General features: G+C 72.0%; 15 protein-coding genes. 7 read left to right on the top strand and 8 right to left on the bottom strand.

The features are described 5' to 3' along the window. Positions 1–2: 2 nt before the first annotated feature. The 4 genes from CF165_RS14745 to CF165_RS52635 form a co-directional block, all read right to left on the bottom strand. Positions 3–1202 carry a Dyp-type peroxidase gene (locus CF165_RS14745; protein ID WP_093948072.1) on the bottom strand — a complete coding sequence of 400 codons (1200 nt, stop codon included), beginning with the start codon at positions 1200–1202 and terminating at the stop codon, positions 3–5. Then, positions 1199–2356: an EfeM/EfeO family lipoprotein gene (locus tag CF165_RS14740; protein ID WP_093948071.1), complete on the bottom strand. Its 1158-nt coding sequence runs from the start codon at positions 2354–2356 to the stop codon at positions 1199–1201. The genes CF165_RS14745 and CF165_RS14740 overlap by 4 nt, the downstream gene beginning before the upstream one ends. Positions 2357–2557: 201 nt before the next feature. Continuing rightward, complete coding sequence (locus CF165_RS14735; RefSeq protein ID WP_093948070.1) at positions 2558–3334, bottom strand: ArsR/SmtB family transcription factor; 777 nt, start codon at positions 3332–3334, stop codon at positions 2558–2560. Between the two features lie 78 nt (positions 3335–3412). Continuing rightward, positions 3413–4309, bottom strand: coding sequence for a hypothetical protein (locus CF165_RS52635; RefSeq protein WP_240521605.1), 897 nt, complete (start codon positions 4307–4309; stop codon positions 3413–3415). Positions 4310–4383: 74 nt separating this feature from the next. Between CF165_RS52635 and CF165_RS14720 the strand changes: the two genes are divergently transcribed. Together CF165_RS14720 and CF165_RS14715 are read left to right on the top strand one after the other, a co-directional pair. Beyond that, entirely contained in the window at positions 4384–5172 is a 789-nt protein-coding gene (locus CF165_RS14720; RefSeq protein ID WP_093948067.1) for a hypothetical protein, read from the top strand. Further along, positions 5169–6926, top strand: a complete 1758-nt coding sequence (locus CF165_RS14715; protein ID WP_093948066.1) for a serine/threonine-protein kinase — start codon at positions 5169–5171, stop codon at positions 6924–6926. The genes CF165_RS14720 and CF165_RS14715 overlap by 4 nt, the downstream gene beginning before the upstream one ends. Here the strand turns inward: CF165_RS14715 and CF165_RS14710 are convergent. Then, on the bottom strand, positions 6904–7326 hold the full coding sequence (locus tag CF165_RS14710; protein WP_093948065.1) for a hypothetical protein: 423 nt from the start codon (positions 7324–7326) through the stop codon (positions 6904–6906). The two genes, CF165_RS14715 and CF165_RS14710, sit on opposite strands and share 23 nt — an antisense overlap. A gap of 281 nt (positions 7327–7607) precedes the next feature. Between CF165_RS14710 and CF165_RS14705 the strand changes: the two genes are divergently transcribed. The 3 genes from CF165_RS14705 (at position 7608) to CF165_RS14695 (ending at position 10350) form a co-directional block, all read left to right on the top strand. After that, positions 7608–8162, top strand: coding sequence for an AAA family ATPase (locus CF165_RS14705; RefSeq protein WP_093948064.1), 555 nt, complete (start codon positions 7608–7610; stop codon positions 8160–8162). 211 nt (positions 8163–8373) lie between these two features. Then, positions 8374–9126 carry an IclR family transcriptional regulator gene (locus CF165_RS14700; protein WP_093948470.1) on the top strand — a complete coding sequence of 251 codons (753 nt, stop codon included), beginning with the start codon at positions 8374–8376 and terminating at the stop codon, positions 9124–9126. 72 nt (positions 9127–9198) lie between these two features. Continuing rightward, the gene (locus CF165_RS14695) at positions 9199–10350 is read left to right on the top strand and encodes a 4-hydroxybenzoate 3-monooxygenase (protein WP_093948063.1); all 1152 of its coding nucleotides are present in this window, start codon (positions 9199–9201) and stop codon (positions 10348–10350) included. Here CF165_RS14695 and CF165_RS14690 read toward each other — a convergent pair. Both CF165_RS14690 and CF165_RS14685 read right to left on the bottom strand, forming a co-directional pair. Continuing rightward, the gene (locus CF165_RS14690) at positions 10329–12131 is read right to left on the bottom strand and encodes a sensor histidine kinase (protein ID WP_093948062.1); all 1803 of its coding nucleotides are present in this window, start codon (positions 12129–12131) and stop codon (positions 10329–10331) included. The two genes, CF165_RS14695 and CF165_RS14690, sit on opposite strands and share 22 nt — an antisense overlap. After that, a complete protein-coding gene (locus tag CF165_RS14685) occupies positions 12121–12816 on the bottom strand; it encodes a response regulator transcription factor (protein WP_093948061.1) in 696 nt (231 codons plus the stop codon). Before CF165_RS14685 ends, CF165_RS14690 begins: the two co-directional genes overlap by 11 nt. Before the next feature lie 375 nt (positions 12817–13191). Here CF165_RS14685 and CF165_RS14680 point away from each other — a divergent pair, with 375 nt between their 5' ends. Together CF165_RS14680 and CF165_RS14675 are read left to right on the top strand one after the other, a co-directional pair. Then, positions 13192–13677: a hypothetical protein gene (locus tag CF165_RS14680; RefSeq protein WP_093948060.1), complete on the top strand. Its 486-nt coding sequence runs from the start codon at positions 13192–13194 to the stop codon at positions 13675–13677. An 8-nt stretch (positions 13678–13685) separates the two neighbouring features. After that, the gene (locus CF165_RS14675) at positions 13686–14117 is read left to right on the top strand and encodes a hypothetical protein (protein WP_240521604.1); all 432 of its coding nucleotides are present in this window, start codon (positions 13686–13688) and stop codon (positions 14115–14117) included. A gap of 34 nt (positions 14118–14151) precedes the next feature. On the opposite strand, the gene CF165_RS14670 is transcribed toward CF165_RS14675, so the two are convergent. After that, the gene (locus tag CF165_RS14670) at positions 14152–15726 is read right to left on the bottom strand and encodes an FAD-dependent monooxygenase (RefSeq protein ID WP_093948058.1); all 1575 of its coding nucleotides are present in this window, start codon (positions 15724–15726) and stop codon (positions 14152–14154) included. Positions 15727–15786: the final 60 nt, after the last annotated feature.

Genomic DNA, 15786 nt, shown 5'->3' with positions numbered 1-15786 from the left:
GGTCAGGTGAGCAGCGAGCGCCCGAAGTGGTCGTCCGGGTCGGTGACGCCCGGCAGCGCGAAGAAGTAGCCGCCGCCGAACGGGGAGATGTAGTCGGTCAGGGGCTCGTCGGCCAGCCGGTTCTGGACCGTCTCGAACTGGCGTTCCAGGTCCTGCTGGTAGCAGACGAACAGCAGGCCCATGTCCAGGTTGCCGTTGCTGTCGATGCCGCGGTCGTAGTTCACCGCGCGGCGCAGGATCCGGCTGGGATCGGTCTCCGGGGTGCGCGGGTTCGCCTTCCGGATGTGGCTGGTCAGCGGGATCACCGTGCCGATCGGGTCGTCGGCGTACCGGGGGACGTCGGTCTCCTCGGTGCCGTCGAGCGGGGCGCCGGTGTCGCGGCGGCGGCCGAACATGTTCTCCTGCTCCGCCAGGGAAACGCGGTCCCAGAACTCGACCAGCATCCGGATCAGGCGGACCACCTGGTAGCTGCCGCCGGCGGTCCACGCCGGTTCGCCGCCGCCGTTCGTCCACACCAGACTGTCCACATCGGACCCGATGGGGTTGGCGGTGCCGTCCTTGAACCCCATCAGGTTCCGCGGGGTGCCTTCCGGGCGCGGCGGTGAGCTGAAGCCGTTGAGCTTCCAGCGCAGCTGCATGCCGCCGCGGGTCGCGCGGGCGATGTCGCGCAGGGCGTGCAGCACGGTGTCGGTGGAGTTCGCCGACAGGGTCAGGCTGAGGTCGCCGTGGCACTGCGCGGGGTCCAGTGCGTCGTTCGGGAACGTCGTCATCGGCTTCAGCTTGGCCGGCTTGAGCTTCGCCAGACCGTAGCGGTCGTCGAAGAGCGACGCGCCGACGCCGAGGATGACACCGAGGTCGCCGCCGGGCACCACGGGGCCCAGAACCCCGGAGTCGGCGGGCGGGGCGGTGATCCCGAGCGCGGCGGGGGCTCCGCCGGCGGTCAGGAACCGGGCCCGGTCGGTGATCGCGCGGAAGAGGTCGGCCAGCTCGGCTTTGCTCGCGGCGACGACGTCGAACGACGCGACGATGGTCTGCGCCGGCGGTTTCCGCAGGATGGCGGCCTGGTTCGGCCCGTGGAAGGGGACGGGCGAGGTGCCGTCGGTGACGGCGGCGGAGGCGCCGAGCCCCGCCCCGGCGGCGACGGTGAGTCCCGCGCCCATCGCGGCCCGGCGGAGGAAGGACCGGCGAGGCAGGTCCGTCATGACACCCTCCTCGGCTCGGCGATCGCGGCGATCGGGGCCAGCAGCTCGGTCAGTTCACTCACGTCCGCGTTGAGCTTCTGCCGTTCGCGTTGCGGCAGCCGGGCGAGCGGTGTCCAGCTACCGTCCGGCCGGTGCGCGGCGTCCAAAGCGGACTGCGTGCGCGTCAGCCAGGAGTCCACCTTGGACAGATCCGGGTAGCGCGGCGTCAGCAGCGGGCGGAGGACGTCCAGGACCGCGCGCGTGCCGTCGACGTTCGCGCGTGCCGTGGCCAGGTTCGTGCCGCTGCCGTAGTCGGTGCGGCCGGTGAGTTCGAACTGCAGCGTGTTCTCCATGATTTCGTGCGCGCGCAGCGCGAGGTCGTTGCCGTCGACCTGGCTGTTGGCGAAGGACGTCTGCAACGCGTGGGCGTCGCCGTCCAGCTGGTTGGCGACGGGGGCGAGTGCGCCCAGGTCCTCGCCGTGCCAAAGCCCCTGCTCCAGCCGGTGGAAGCCGGTGAAGCCCGGGTCGGCCGGGCCGCCGGGCAGGCCGTCGGCCGTGCCGTTGAGCGCGCCGTCGGAGTCGCCGAACGCGTCGTAGGCCGCGCCCAGCCGCTCGTAGGTCAGGTGCGCCGTCAGCCAGGCGGCCTCGCTCGTCGCGCGGTCGCCGCCGTGGACGGCGTTCTTCAGCACGCCGGTGTTCGCGACGAGCTCGCCGAGCCCCGTCGTCACGTGCTGCTGATAGGCCTTGAGCGGGCCGAGCAGGTCGTCGTGCGTCACCGGTGCGACGCCCGGTCCGGTCCGCTCGGCCCCGCCGGTGATCCGCACGGCCGGCCCGACGATGGCGGCGGCGTCCTCGGGCAGGCAGCGGAACGCGTAGCTGCCGTTGCCCAGGTTGACCTGCAGCGGCCGGGTCGTCGCCGGGCCGAGTCCCTCGACCTCGCCGTAGACGACGCCGGTCGCCGGGTCGATGAGGTCGACCTCCGCGGTCACGGATCCGGTGTTGTGCAGGCGGAACGTCTGCGGACCGGGTTTCGGGTCCGCCCAGCCGGTGCCGCACGCCGAGCGCGACACGGCAATCTCGGGGTCGCCCGCCGCCGCGCTGTCCGGCCAGAACGCCACGACGGCTCCCGCCGCGGCCGCCACGACCACGCCCGCCACGATCCAGCGGACACGCACAGACCCCGGCACGCACACTCTCCCGTCACTCGATCGGACCATCGTCGATCACGGATTATGCGAGCCTAACGGCCGAAAAACCGCATCGGATGGCGCCGAGAGGAGGGAATTCACCCGGACTTCAGCCGGCCGCCCACGAAAGGGGGAGGATTCAGACTTTTCTCTGGGTGAGTTCTGTCTGGTTCGACTGGTTTGCCGTGGTCAGGGCAGCGGGACGCCGGTCTCCAGGAGCGTCTTCAGGCTGGACAGCAGCGCGGGCCAGCCCTGGCTGCACATGGCCAGGACCGTGCTGCCGGGGTCGAAACCGTCGTGCACCACCGTCAGCTTCACCATCTCTCCGTGCGGTTCCAGGGTGAAGGTGACTTTCGTGCGGCTTTCCCGCTGCAGTTTCGCGAGTGTTCCGCCGTCGACGCCGGCGCCTTCGGCCCATTCCGGCGTGAAAGTGTGCCAGGTGTAAGAGAGCCGGCGGTACGGATCCGATTCGAGGACGACCTGCCCCGGGTCCGTGGTTTTCGCCCCGTTTTCGGACCAAGTCATCGGTGAGCCCTTTTCCCAGTCGGTTTCGAAGCCGACACCCCAGTACTGCCGAGTGAAGGCAGGCTCGGTAAGCGCTTGCCAGAGTTTTTCGGGGGTCGTGTTGATGTAGGTGGTGTAGGCGAATTCGTGCATCGGTGTCGACTCCAAAGCTCGTTTCAGGTCGGCGAGCGCGCCGGCCCGCTGCCGGTCGTACCGGGTCATCCAGCGCTCGGCGATCGCGTTGATCGGCGCGGCGTCGAGGTAGTGCAGTTTTTCGCGGCCGCGCCAGGTCGTCGTGACCAGTCCGGCCGCTTCGAGCACGGCCAGGTGCTTGCTCACGGACTGGCGGGTCATGTCCATCCCCGCGCACAGTTCCCGCAGGGTCTGGCCGTTGCGCTCGTTGAGCACGTCCAGCAGCCGTCGGCGGCCGGGGTCGGCCAGTGCCTTGAACGCCTCGTCCATCGCGCCTTCCTCGTGACATGCAGCCTTCCGGCTGCCTTTTCACGATAGGCAGCCGTACGGCTGCATGTCAACCTGGGGTCAGCGGAACCGGATCACCGTGACGCCGGCCAGCACGAAGAACACGAGGATGACCAAAGTGCCGGTCTGCCCGCCGGACGACCGCGTCACAACCTGGTCGACGGCGCCGGTCAGCCGCACTCCGCACTCGGCGATGACGGTGTGCCGTCCGGCCTCGATGCGGGTGAACTCGACCGGCGCGGTGAAGGCGCCGGAGCTGTCGCTGAAGGCCGAGCCGACGTCGGCGCCGTCGGACGTCAGCGTCACCATCCGGCCGGGGACGCAGCCCTTGCCCGAGGCGGACAGCGGCTCGCCGGGCTTGACGCTCGGCCGGTCGAGCACCAGTTCGCCGGGCTTCGGCTCGGTGCTCGACGTCGTCGCCGGGGTACCGGGCGTGGCCGGCGTGGTCGTCGTCGGCGGGGTGCTCGTGGTCGTGGGCGGGGTGGTCGTCGGGACGGACGGTGTCGTGGGGGCGCCGGGCTTGCTCGGCCGCGTCGTCACCGGCGGAGGCGGCGGGGTGGTGGTCACCGGGGGCGGCGGCGGGGTCGTGGTGGGCGTGGCGGTCACCGTGAACCGGCTGCCGGCGCTGAGCGGGCCGCCGGTCCGGGCGTTGGTGCACGTGCCGGTGACCGGGTAGGTGCCCGGCTGCGCACCGGCGGGCACCGTGGCCGCGACCGTGCCGCTGATGTTCTGCAGGTCGGCGTTCGCCGACCACATCGGCGTGCCGTTCCAGGAAAAGGTGACCGGGCCCTTGCAGGGGTAGAAATTCCACGAAATGGTGAAAGAACTGCCCGCCTTGCCGCTCGACGGTTTCAAACCAACCGACGACGTGTATTGTGCATTGGCGTTGCCCGCGAACGCGAGCAGAAGCAACGTTCCGGCCACGGCGCCGAAAAACAGCCGAACGACGATGCGCATTGGGACGTCCCTCCCCGGTGGGTGCTCGCTGTAGCATTCCGCACGAGTTGGATAACACAAGTAGGGGATGCCCAATGGGACGTGTCATCGCGGCGGGGGTTGCGTTGGGTTTCTGCGTGGTGCTGCTCGGCGCACCACCTGCGTCAGCGGATTCCGGCTCGCTCGACGTGCAGGTCTCGATCGACCACCGGCCGATCGAGGACGCCACGGTCGCGATCGACCCGGCGAACCAGGTCGAGCTGCAGGTCACCGCGACCAACTCCGGCGCCGCGCCGGTGAAGGTCCGCAGTGTCCGGCTCTCCGGCGTCGCCCTCGCCCTCACCTTCTTCGCCTACGACACGACAGCGCCTTTCGAGGTCCCCGCGCGCGGCTCGGTGACCCGGACCTTCGTGCTCGACCTCGGCGACCTCACCGGCCAGGCGACCGGGCTGCTGCCGTCGTCGGTCGAGCTGCTCGACGCGCAGCGCGCCACGCTCGGCGAGGCGACGACGGTCGCCGACGTCCGCGGCTCCTTCTGGTCGGTGTACGGCGTCTTCGGCCTGGCGATGCTCGTGCTGACGGTCCTCGCCTGGGTGACGGCGTTGCTTGCGCTGGCCCGGCACCGGCTGGCGCCCAACCGCTGGCGCCGCGGCCTGCGGTTCCTGCCCGCCGGGTTCGGCACCGGCCTGGTCGCGGTGATCAGCCTGTCGGTGCTGCGGCTCGTCCCGCCCGAGCCGGCGATCGAGATCCCGGTGGTGCTCGGCGCCGCCGCGATCGCGTTCCTGCTCGGCTACCTGACGCCGCACCCGGCGCCGCCGGCCGTCGCGGACAGTGACACCACCGTCCGGCTGGCCGTGCCGAACACCCAGGAATTCACCCGATGAGCGCACCGGCCGAGCTGGTCGCCGCCCTGCCGCAGTACGACATCGGGGAGTCGATCGGCGAAGGCGGCATGGGTGTCGTGTTCGCCGGCGTCCACCGGACGCTCGGCCGCAGCGTGGCGATCAAGCAGCTGCCCTGGGACATCCTCAACCACGCGGCGAGCAGCGAGCTGTTCGACCGCGAGGCCCGGGTGCTGGCCAGCCTGGACCACCCGCACATCGTGCCGGTCTACGACTACGTCCGCACCGGCCGCGAGCACCTGCTGGTGATGGAACGGCTCGACGGCGGCACCGTGCACAGCCGGTTCCACGGCGGCGGTGTCAGCGGCGAACAGGCGTGCGCGATCGGCCTGGCGATGCTCGCCGGGCTGCACGCGGCGCACCGGGCCGGGGTGCTGCACCTCGACGTCAAGCCGCGGAACCTGCTGTTCAACCTGCAGGGCGTGGTGAAGGTGGCCGACTTCGGCATCGCGCGGGTGATCAGCGAGGGCGCGACCCTCGTCACGCACGGTGGCGAGATCCTCGGCACGCCGGCGTACATCGCCCCGGAGCAGGCGATGGGCAACGCGCTGAGCCCGGCGGCCGACGTCTACGCGGCGGGCACGGTGCTGTACGAGCTGCTGTCCCGTCAGCTGCCGTTCGACAACACCCGCGGCGCGATCAGCATGATGCGCCAGCACATGTTCACCGACCCGCGCCCGATCGCCGGCGTGCCGATGCCGATCGCCGGGGTCGTGATGCGCAGCCTCGCGCGCGAGCTGGACGCGCGGTACCGCGAGGCGGAGTCGTTCGCGGCCGACCTCGCGGCGGCGGCCACCGCGGTTTACGGCCCGGGGTGGCTGGAGCGCGCCGGGGTGCCGGTGCTGCACCTGACGCCCCGGGTGATCGCCGGGCTCAACTCGGCCACCGCGCCGGAGGAGTCACCGACGCGCCCGGTCCGGCGGCCAGGCACCCCGGACCCGACGCTGGTGGGAACGGTGAGCGGCCCGCTGAATCCGCCTCCCGGTCTGTCGCCGGGGCCGGACGCGACCAGCGGGCCCGGCACGTCCGAGCCGGGTGCCGGTGCTGCCGTGCTGTGGCTGCGGCTCGCCGCGGCGGCCGCCGCGATCGTGCTGGTCGTGCTCGCCCTGCTCAACCCCGCGCGGCTGCCGCACGAGGCGTCGCCCACGTTCCGCCTCGGCGGTGCGCCCGTGTCCACGCCGGTCGAGGTGGATCTCAGCAAACCGCTGGTCATGACCGGGACCGGCAATCCGGGCCGGGTCACCCTCGACCTCTCCGCGGCCGGGATCCCGCTCGGGTCGGCGTCGGCCGAAGCGAAGCCCGACGGCAACGGCTTCACCGCCCAGCTCACCCTGCCGGGGATCGCGCGGTGGATCGTCGGCGGCGCCGTCACCGCCGATGTCCGCACGGACACGTCCACCCGGACGTTCACGCTGCTGACCAGCCAGCACCCCCTGGCCAGCGCCCTGGGCGCGGGCAGCCTCATCCTGGCGTTGTTCGCCCTCGCCTACCTCGAATCGGGGCTGCGCACGATCCGCAACGGCCACCGCTGGCGGGGCGCGGCGGTCGGCGGCCCCGTGCTGGGGATCCTGTTCGGCGCCGCCGCGTGGCTGTGCGTGTCGGTGCTGCGCGTCCACGAGCCGTCGCCGGGGTTCGGTGCCGGGTGCGCGGTGGCGGGCGCGGTCGCGGCCGGGTTGGTCGTCGCGGCGGCGCGCCGCCGAGCGTCCACAGTGGTCAGTCGACCATCCGGACGGTGACGTGCGGGCTGTAGCTCCTGCGCCGGCTCCAGCCCTGTTCGGCGCACAGGCTCAGCTGGATGGCGCGGTCGGCGGGGGCCCAGTACCCGGTCCGGACGAAGTAGCCCTCCATCGTGTTCAGCGCGAGGAGGCTCTTGCGGGCCGAGCACATCTCCCAGCCCCACTGGCGCCCGCTCTTCTCGACGCCGTTGCGGCGTACGGAGATCCGCGGGTTGCCGACGGCGCGGATGTCGGCGTCGCCGTCGGTGACGTAGACGACGCCGTCGATCTTGTAGAACCGGTTGTTGTCGAGCAGCGACACCTGCCCTGAGAGGGCGACTCCGACACGGGCGCCTTCGTCGCCCGTGAGCGTCCAATCGAGACAGAATTCCTGGACCGGGAGTTCCAGCGACTGGGTCATGACGAGTTTCCCCTGTTCTACCGAGCGTCCCCTTCAGAAGATAGGGATTTTCCGGACGCCGGGAAGAGGCCGGCGTGATCTTCACCCGAAGCGGTTCCGGTGGCCGGATGCCTTGGCGCGCATGGGTTTTCAGGCGAGTGGGTGACATAGGGCACGGCGGGTGACCACCGGGTTTCCGGTTGGGTGGTGTTCGCCGCACGGGGGGTTCGGCGGGGATGGTCGTCACCCTGCGTGAGTCGAAGGTAAAGGAACCATTACTTTCGCTGGGACGTTGGACAGGCATGGGCGACCCCACTGTCATCGAGCTCGGCCCGCGCGACCTGCTCGTCGTGGCGGGACTGCCCGGCGCGGGCAAGACGACCATGCTCCGGCACGCCGCCACCGGGCTGCCGGTCCTGGACTCCGACCAGGTCCGCCTCCGCCTGGCCGCGGCGGCCCCGGCGGTGCCCTACCGGTGCTACCGGCCGGTGGTGCACGCGTGGCACCGGCTGCGGATCCTCGGCCGGGCGATCGGGGTGGCGGGGCCGATCGTGGTCCACGAGCCGTCGACGCGAGCCTCGACCCGTGCCCTGCTGGCCCTGGTCGGCGTGGTGAGCGGCCGGCCGGTGCGGCTGTTGTTCCTCGACGTGACGTCGTCGCAGGCGTTGGCGGGCCAACGCAGCCGGGGCCGCCTGGTGCGGCCGCGGTCGTTCGCGCGGCACGTCCGCCGGGTGGGGAAGTGGCGGGAGGAGCTGCTCGCGGACCAGGTCCCGGCGGGCTGGCGCAGCGTCCAGGTCATCGACCGCGCCGCGGCGACCCGCACGAGGCTGGTGGCCAAAGTGCTGGTGGACTGCTGAGGGTCGGCTCGCGTGCCTGGAGGGTCGAGTCGCGTGCCTGGAGGGTCGGCTGGCGTGCCTGGAGGGTCGGCTGGCGTGCCTGGAGGGTCGGCTCGCGTGATTGGCGGGGGCATCATGCGTGATTTAGGGGGCATCACTCGTGGTCAGAGGGGGTTCCGGGGCAGTTGCGGGCCGTTGCTTGAGGGGCCGGCGTGACACACTGCTCCGCGTGGTGAAGCCGGCGCGGGGTGAGTCCGTGGTTTCGCGCGTCGTCCGGATCTTCGAGACGTTCGGGCCGGACACGCCGGCGCTGCGCGTCACCGAAATCGCGCGGCGGGCCGATCTGCACGTCGCCACCGCGTCGAGGCTGGTCGACGAGCTCGTCGGCCACGGCTGGCTGCGGCGCGACCCCGACCGGCGGATCCGCGTGGGTGTCCGGCTGTGGGAGCTGGCTTCGCGCGCGTCCCCCACGCTCGGGCTGCGCGAAGCGGCGATGCCGTTCATGGAGGACCTGCACGCCGTCGTCGGGCACCACACCCAGCTCGCGGTGCTGGAGGACCGCGAAGTGCTCTTCGTCGAGCGGCTCTCGGCGCCCGGCGCGACGCTCAACGTGACGCGCGTGGCCGGGCGGCTGCCGCTGCACGCGTCGTCGTCCGGGCTCGTGCTGCTCGCCCACGCCCCCGCCGACCTGCAGGAACAGGTGCTGGCCGGTCCGCTGGAGGCCTTCCGCCGGACCACGCTGACCGAGCCCGCTCGGCTGCGCCGGTTCCTCGCCGACGTCCGCCGAAACGGCTACGCGTTCTGCGCGGGCTTCATCGACGAGGAGACGACCGGCATCGCCGTGCCGCTGCGGGGGCCGGGCAGCGACGTCGTCGCGGCGCTGTCGGTGATCGTGCCCAACGACCGGAACGCGCGGATGCAAATCCCCGCCTTGCGGGCGGCGGCGCGCGGTATCTCGCGGGCGATGGGGAATTCCTCTCACTGAATGAGAATGACGTAGTGGCCGGGGGTGCGGCCGTTCCATGCTCTGGCTTTCCCCGGGAAAGGACGTTCTCCAGTGCGCACCCAGGTCGTCATCGTCGGCGCCGGCCCGGCCGGGCTGCTGCTGTCCCATCTGCTCGGTCTCGAAGGCATCGACTCGGTGCTGCTCGAACGGCAGACCGCCGAATACGTCCAGGCCCGCATCCGCGCGGGCATCCTCGAGGCGGGCACGGTCGAGCTGCTGCGGGACGTCGGTCTCGGTGGCCGGCTCGACGTCGAGGGCATGGAGCACCGCGGGATCCACCTGCAGTGGCCGGAGAACCGGCACCACGTGGACTTCGTCGACCTCATCGGCCGGTCGGTGACCGTCTACGGGCAGACGGAGGTCACCAAGGACCTCATGGCGGCGCGGGAGAAAGCCGGGCGTCCGGCGTACTATTCGGCGGCCGACGTCACGCTGCACGACGTGACCGGGAAGCCGTTCGTGACCTTTGTGGACGATTCCGGTGCGGCACGGCGGATCGACGCGGACGTCGTCGTCGGCTGCGACGGCTTCCACGGACCGAGCCGTGCCTCGATCCCCGCTCCGCAGGTCTGGGAGCGGACGTATCCGTTCGCGTGGCTGGGCGTCCTTGCCGACGTCGCGCCGTCGACGGACGAGCTGATCTACGCCTGGCACCCGGACGGCTTCGCGATGCACAGCATGCGTTCGCCGCGGGTCAGCCGGTTCTACCTGCAGGTCGACCCGGACGAGGACATCGCGCGCTGGAGCGACGACCGGATCTGGACGGCGCTGTCCGAGCGGCTGGGCGTCGCGGGGTGGACGCTGCGGACCGGGCCGATCACGGAGAAGAGCGTGCTGCCGATGCGCAGCTTCGTCGCGACGCCGATGCGGTACGGAAACCTCTACCTGGCCGGGGACGCCGCCCACATCGTGCCGCCGACGGGGGCGAAGGGGCTGAACCTGGCGGTGGCGGACGTTTCGCTGCTGGCGTCCGCGTTGACGGCGTCGCTGCGCGGCGACGACGAACTCGCCGCCGCGTACTCGGAGACGGCGTTGCGCCGGGTCTGGCGCTGCACGCACTTCTCGTGGTGGATGACGTCGATGCTGCACCGCCACGGCGACGACTTCGACGCCCAGCTCCAGCTCTCCCAGCTCCGCCGTACGGTGACGTCGACGGCGGCGGCGACCGAACTGGCCGACAACTACGCGGGCCTGCCGTTGTAGTGCACCGGAAGCCGGACGGTGAAGGCCGATCCCTTGTCCACTTCGGACTCGACCGTCACCGTGCCGTCGTGGGCTTGCACCAGGTGGCGCACGATGGCAAGGCCGAGTCCGCTTCCGCCGGTCTGACGGTTGCGGGACTTCTCCGCGCGCCAGAACCGGTCGAACACGTGCGGCAGGTCCTCGGCGGCGATGCCGGTGCCGGTGTCCGCGACAGCGAGCGTCACCGTGTCCACTGTGGACAACACGTGGATCGTCACCCGGCCGCCGGGCGGGGTGTGCCGGATCGCGTTCGTCACCAGGTTGCCGACGACCTGCCGCAGGCGGACCGGGTCCGCCGTCAGTGCGGCCTCGCCGTCGGCCGAGACAGTGAGCGCGACGCCGGCCGCGGCGGCCCGGTCCGCGTGCGCGGCGGCGACGTGGTCGGCCAGCTCGGCCGCGTCGAGGGGCTCCGGGTGCAGGCGCAGCTGCCCGGCGTCGGCCGCGGCGAGGTCCTGCAGGTCGTCGACGATGTGCTGCAGCAGCACGGTCTCTTCCAGCAGCGACGCGGTCAGCGCGCGATCGAACGGCAGGTGCCCGTCCTCGGCCGCCTCCAGCCGGCCGCGGATGACGTTGAGCGGGTTGCGCAGCTCGTGGGCGATGTCGCCGACCATCGCCTTGCGCTGCTCCTCGATGCGTTCCCGCCGCGCGGTGAGGTCGTTGAACGCGGCCGCGAGGTAGCCGACCTCGTCGCGGGACTTCACCGGCGCCGGCCGGTCCTGCTTCGCCGCCTCGGTCAGCGCCCGCAGCGGCCGGGACAGCCGCCGGGCCACCAGCGCGGTGAGCGCGGCGGCCAGCACGAGCACGCCGCCGGTCACCGCGAGGATCCGGGTGAGGTTCTCCCGCGACAGCGTGAACGTCGGCAGCTGCGACCCGCCCGGGCCGAGGGTGAACAGCAACGCGGGCGGGGCGACGTACGCCGTGAGCTGCTCGCGGCGCGCGGAGTCGACGCAGGCCCGGCTGGGGCCCTGGTCGGGGACGGTGAGCACCTCGAAGTCGAGACCCAGCTTGACCTGGTCCGCGCCCTGGCGCTTGAGGCACTTGTTCACGGCGTCGTCGAGTTCGATGAGCGCCGCCTGCTCGGTCCGCGTGGGCTCGGCGAGCTGATAGAGCCCGCACTTGACGGCGAGGTACCGGGCGGTGAGGGGATCGATCCCGGTGAGCTGCGCGCGTCCGCTCGGCGACTCCCGCACCTGGCTGGGGACGCCGTACGTGGCGAGGCAGGCGACCGTCTTCCTGGCCAGCGCGTCGGTCTCCATGCGGTCGGCGGGCGGCAGCCGGAACGGGCCCACCGCGCGCGGGTCGATGCCGCTGGTGCCGGCCTCGGGCAGCAGGACCGGGTCGACGTGCAGCGGGTCGACCGACGCCGTCGCCTTGACCGGCAGGGTGACCGGCGCGCCGCCGGAGTCGCCGAGGACGCGGCGGTCGAGGGTGGTCAGCACGATCCGGCGGCCGGTCTGCTCCGACAACGTCCGCAGCTTCGGCCCGACCTGGTCCCAGGTGTGGTTGGCCGCCGCGAAGCCGAGCAGCTCGGTGTAGATGGTCGCGTCGCCGGAGAGCGCCTGGCCCTGCTCCTGCTGGATCGCCCGGGTGGTGGTCTGCACGGCGAGCCACGCGGTCGCCGCGATCGAGGCGAGCGCGATCAGCAGCGAGACCGCGGTGAGCCGGACGACCAGGCTGCGCCGCCGCGGAAAGCTGTGCTGCCGCGCCCTCGGCCGGGAAGAGCGCCTCGGGCTACGTGTCATCGTCCGCCGTCAGCTTGTACCCGACGCCGAACACGGTCCGCAGGTAGCTGGGGTGCTGCGGGTCCGGTTCGAGCTTCTTGCGCAGGTTGAGCACGTGGACGTCGATGATCCGGGTGCTGACGAACCGGTCGTCGCCGCGGGTCAGCTCGAGCAGCTGCCGCCTGGTGAACACCCGGCCCGGCTGCCGGATCAGCGTCTCCAGCAGCTGGAACTCACCCGGCGTCGTCTCCACCGGGCGGCCGTCGACGGACACCTCGTGCCGCACCGGGTCGAGCCGCAGCCCGCCGGCACGCAACGCCGTGTCGGGCGGTTCGCGGCGGGCGGCGGTCCGCCGCAGCAGCGTCCGGACCCGGGCCATCAGCTCGCGCGGGCTGTACGGCTTGGTCAGGTAGTCGTCCGCGCCGAGGTCGAGGCCGAGCAGCAGGTCGTCCTCGGTCGCGCGGGCGGTGAGCATCAGCACCGCGACGTCGGACTCCCCGCGCAGGATCCGGCAGACGTCGAGGCCGTCGACCTTCGGCATCATCACGTCGAGGACCAGCAGGTCGGGCCGGTCGCGGCGGGCCTCGTCGAGCGCCGCCCGGCCGTCCGGGGCCAGCACCACGGTGTGGCCCTCGCTTTCGAGGTAGAGCCGAAGAACCTCGGCCTGCTTCTCGTCGTCCTCGGCGACCAGTACACGTGCGCACACCGCGTCGAGGGTAGGCGTCCTGACACCGTTTCGACGCCATCCTGACCGGATCTTCACACCTCGGGACACGAGCCAGGTCTTTGTCACAGTGTCGGCCGCGGCTCCGACAACGATGTCAGCGATGGTCGGCGACCCCGCCGCCGCGGCGACGACCGGCGGCGCGGCCAGGCACCGGCAGCGTCGAGTCGTCCAAGGTGTCCATGTCCTATGTGGACGGACTCGGGGCGAGCCGCCACGGCCGCCGCGATGACGGCTCACGACATCACCGGGCAGAACGGGTGAATCCCACGGGATAACGCTTGCGTCGCGGTTCCGCGGATTCGTTGCGGAAACGGGCGGGCGCCCGATTCCAGGAGGCGGACACGGAAGAAGGTGATGGCCGTGAACGCGACCAGAATCGCCGTCGCAGCCATGGTTTTGCTGGGTGCGGCCGCATGCGGGGTGCCGGTGGTCGGCGTGCCGGTGCCGGTGACTCCGCAGTCGCCGGTGACCAGCACGGCGACGGTCGCGGTGCCCGCGCCGGAGACGGTTTACGTCCAGCCGCCGGTCGCCCCGGCACCGGCGGAGACCGCCGAGGCGAGGACGGTCGTCGCGTACTACGACGCGCTCAACCGCCGCGACTTCGCCACCGCGTGGTCGCTCGGCGGCAGCCGCATCGCGGGCGGCGGCGGATATCCCAGGTACGTCAACGGTTTCGCGACGACGTGGTGGGACACGCTGACCGTCACGGACGTCCGCGGCAGCACGGTCTACGTCGTGTTGTCGGCGGTCCAGACCGACGGCAGCACCCGGACGTTTTCCGGTACGTACACGGTTTCCGGCGGCGTCATCACCGGCAGCCACATGACCCGGACGAAATGAGGCCCGCCATGCGTACACTGAGGACAGTCGCCACCCTTTCCGCCGTGCTCGCCCTCGCCGGGTGCGGCTTGCCGCGGACGATTTCCGGCGGGGCCGCCCAGGCTCCGGCGTCCACCGCGACGGTCACCGCACCGGTGCCGCCCATCGTCACCGCGCCGGTACCGCAAACTGTCTTCGTCCCGCCACCGCAGACGGTTACTGCCGCCCCGGCAGGCATCGCCGCGTCGAGCCAGTGGTACGCCCAGCCGAGCTGGATCAACGCCCAGCCGTGGATCACCATCACACCCGCCGCGGGCCAGACGCCGTGCCAGTGGCTGTACGCGCGCGGCTACACCTACGCGCAGGCGTTCGCCGCCTGGGCGCGGAACGGATACCCGGCGAACTGGTCCGCCACCGGCGACGGTTACCCGTGCCAGAAGTCCTACGGCCCGCAGCACTGATCGGCCCAGGCCCGGACGACGTCTTCAAGCACCTTCAGCGGCAGTCGGCCGCAGCCGAGCTGGTCACCGCCGATCCAGGCGATTTCACGCCGGGGCGAACGTGCGCGGGCGGGCCGAGCCACGTGGTCAGTGCCGTGCGGAGCCCGTCCCAGCCGGCCTCGGCCGCGAGCCAAGCGATGTGACCGTCCGGACGGATCAACGCGGCGTCCGGCAACGCGGCCGCCCGCGCGGTGACGGTCGTGACGCGGTCGCCCCACGCTTCCGCGACGGCGGCCGCGCCCGTGCCCGAGTCCAGCAGAACCGCTCGTCCGTCGCGGAAGTGCCTGGCCAGGGTGGTGCCGTCGGTCAAGGGGAGGTCGGGTACGCGACGGCCGATCAGCGGATGGTCGCCGGGCAGGTCGTAGTGCTGCCACTGGCCGCTGATCATCGAAACCACGTGTGTCGCGCCGTCCGGGGTGTCCAGCAGGTCGGCCATCACGTCGCGCAGCGCGTCCGCCCGCGGTCCCCGCGCCGTGCTCAGCGCGGTCTGCGCCATGCTCCACTTCTGCACCCAGGCGCCGATCGGGTGACGCTCGGCCTCGTAGGTGCCGAGCAGCGAGTCCGGCACCGCGCCGCGCGCGACGAGCGCGAGCTTCCAGCCGAGGTTGACCGCGTCGCCGATGCCGAGGTTCAGGCCCTGCCCACCCGCGGGCGAGTGCACGTGCGCGGCGTCCCCGCACAGCAGCACCCGGCCTCGCCGGTACGTGGTGGCCTGCCGGGTCGTGTCGGCATAGCGGGTGCCGACGTGCACGTGGGTGACCGTCACGTCGGTGCCGCTGACCCGGCGCAGGCCGGCCTGCATCTCCTCCGCCGTGACGGGTGCGTCCCGGTCCGCGGGCGGGCCCTCGTACTCGACGGTGTGCACGCGGGGCGGCCCGTCGCCGTCGGCCCAGCCGCCCAGGGTGTAGGAGCCGTTCTCGCCGTGCTGCCAGCCGCCGGCGGTGAGCTTCTCCGGATCGGCGAGGTCCACGACGGCCTGGCGGCCGGTGAAGACCGGGTCCACGCCGGGGAAACCGAACCCGGCGAGGCGGCGCACCGTGCTGCGCCCGCCGTCCGCCCCGACCAGCCAAGCGGTCCGGAAGCTGTCGTGTCCGGTGTGGACGGTCACGCCGCCGTCCCCGGCGTCGAACCCGGTCAGGGCGGCTCCTCGGCGTACCTCCGCGCCGAGTGCCGACGCTCGCGCCGCGAAGATCGCCTCAAGGTCGGCCTGGCTGATCACCCCCGCGCCGAGGAACTCGTCGCCGGCGCCCGGTGGCTTGAGCCGGTCCACGCGGATGTCGATTCCGGCGAAGTGGCCGGCGTAGAGGTCCGGACGCTCGCCGTCCGCGATCTCCGGCAGTGCCCCGAGCCACATCAGGGCGGCCGCCTCGACGGCGGGCAGCAGGCCGCGCAGGTGCAGCGCGTGCACGGAAGGCGCGTTGATCGCGCGGGCGCCCATGGACCCGTACCGGGCCGGCGGAGTGTCCGTCTCGCGCTCGAGGACGAGCACCCGGGTACCACCCAGCCGAAGTTCGCAGGCCAGCAGCAGTCCGACGGGACCCGCTCCGGCCACCACCACGTCGTAGTCCATCTTTACTCCCCAGAAACCCGGCAACAGTGTTCGCAGTAGTTGCACGTTAGCGAACTGGGT

This window comes from Amycolatopsis vastitatis, from assembly GCF_002234595.1.
In the GTDB taxonomy this organism is placed as follows: Bacteria; Actinomycetota; Actinomycetes; order Mycobacteriales; family Pseudonocardiaceae; genus Amycolatopsis; species Amycolatopsis vastitatis.
The sequence above is the reverse complement of the archived record's forward strand: the minus strand, read 5'-3'. Positions and strand labels throughout refer to the sequence as shown.

Excerpts from the sequence above, each read along its gene's own strand:
- CF165_RS14680 (WP_093948060.1), top strand. The coding sequence starts at position 13,192 with ATGGCCGTGAACGCGACCAGAATCGCCGTCGCAGCCATGGTTTTGCTG.
- CF165_RS14690 (WP_093948062.1), bottom strand. The coding sequence starts at position 12,131 with ATGACACGTAGCCCGAGGCGCTCTTCCCGGCCGAGGGCGCGGCAGCAC.
- CF165_RS14735 (WP_093948070.1), bottom strand. The coding sequence starts at position 3,334 with ATGGACGAGGCGTTCAAGGCACTGGCCGACCCCGGCCGCCGACGGCTG.
- CF165_RS14670 (WP_093948058.1), bottom strand. The coding sequence starts at position 15,726 with ATGGACTACGACGTGGTGGTGGCCGGAGCGGGTCCCGTCGGACTGCTG.
- CF165_RS14745 (WP_093948072.1), bottom strand. The coding sequence starts at position 1,202 with ATGACGGACCTGCCTCGCCGGTCCTTCCTCCGCCGGGCCGCGATGGGC.
- CF165_RS14710 (WP_093948065.1), bottom strand. The coding sequence starts at position 7,326 with ATGACCCAGTCGCTGGAACTCCCGGTCCAGGAATTCTGTCTCGATTGG.
- CF165_RS52635 (WP_240521605.1), bottom strand. The coding sequence starts at position 4,309 with ATGCGCATCGTCGTTCGGCTGTTTTTCGGCGCCGTGGCCGGAACGTTG.
- CF165_RS14720 (WP_093948067.1), top strand. The coding sequence starts at position 4,384 with ATGGGACGTGTCATCGCGGCGGGGGTTGCGTTGGGTTTCTGCGTGGTG.
- CF165_RS14715 (WP_093948066.1), top strand. The coding sequence starts at position 5,169 with ATGAGCGCACCGGCCGAGCTGGTCGCCGCCCTGCCGCAGTACGACATC.
- CF165_RS14675 (WP_240521604.1), top strand. The coding sequence starts at position 13,686 with ATGCGTACACTGAGGACAGTCGCCACCCTTTCCGCCGTGCTCGCCCTC.
- CF165_RS14705 (WP_093948064.1), top strand. The coding sequence starts at position 7,608 with ATGGGCGACCCCACTGTCATCGAGCTCGGCCCGCGCGACCTGCTCGTC.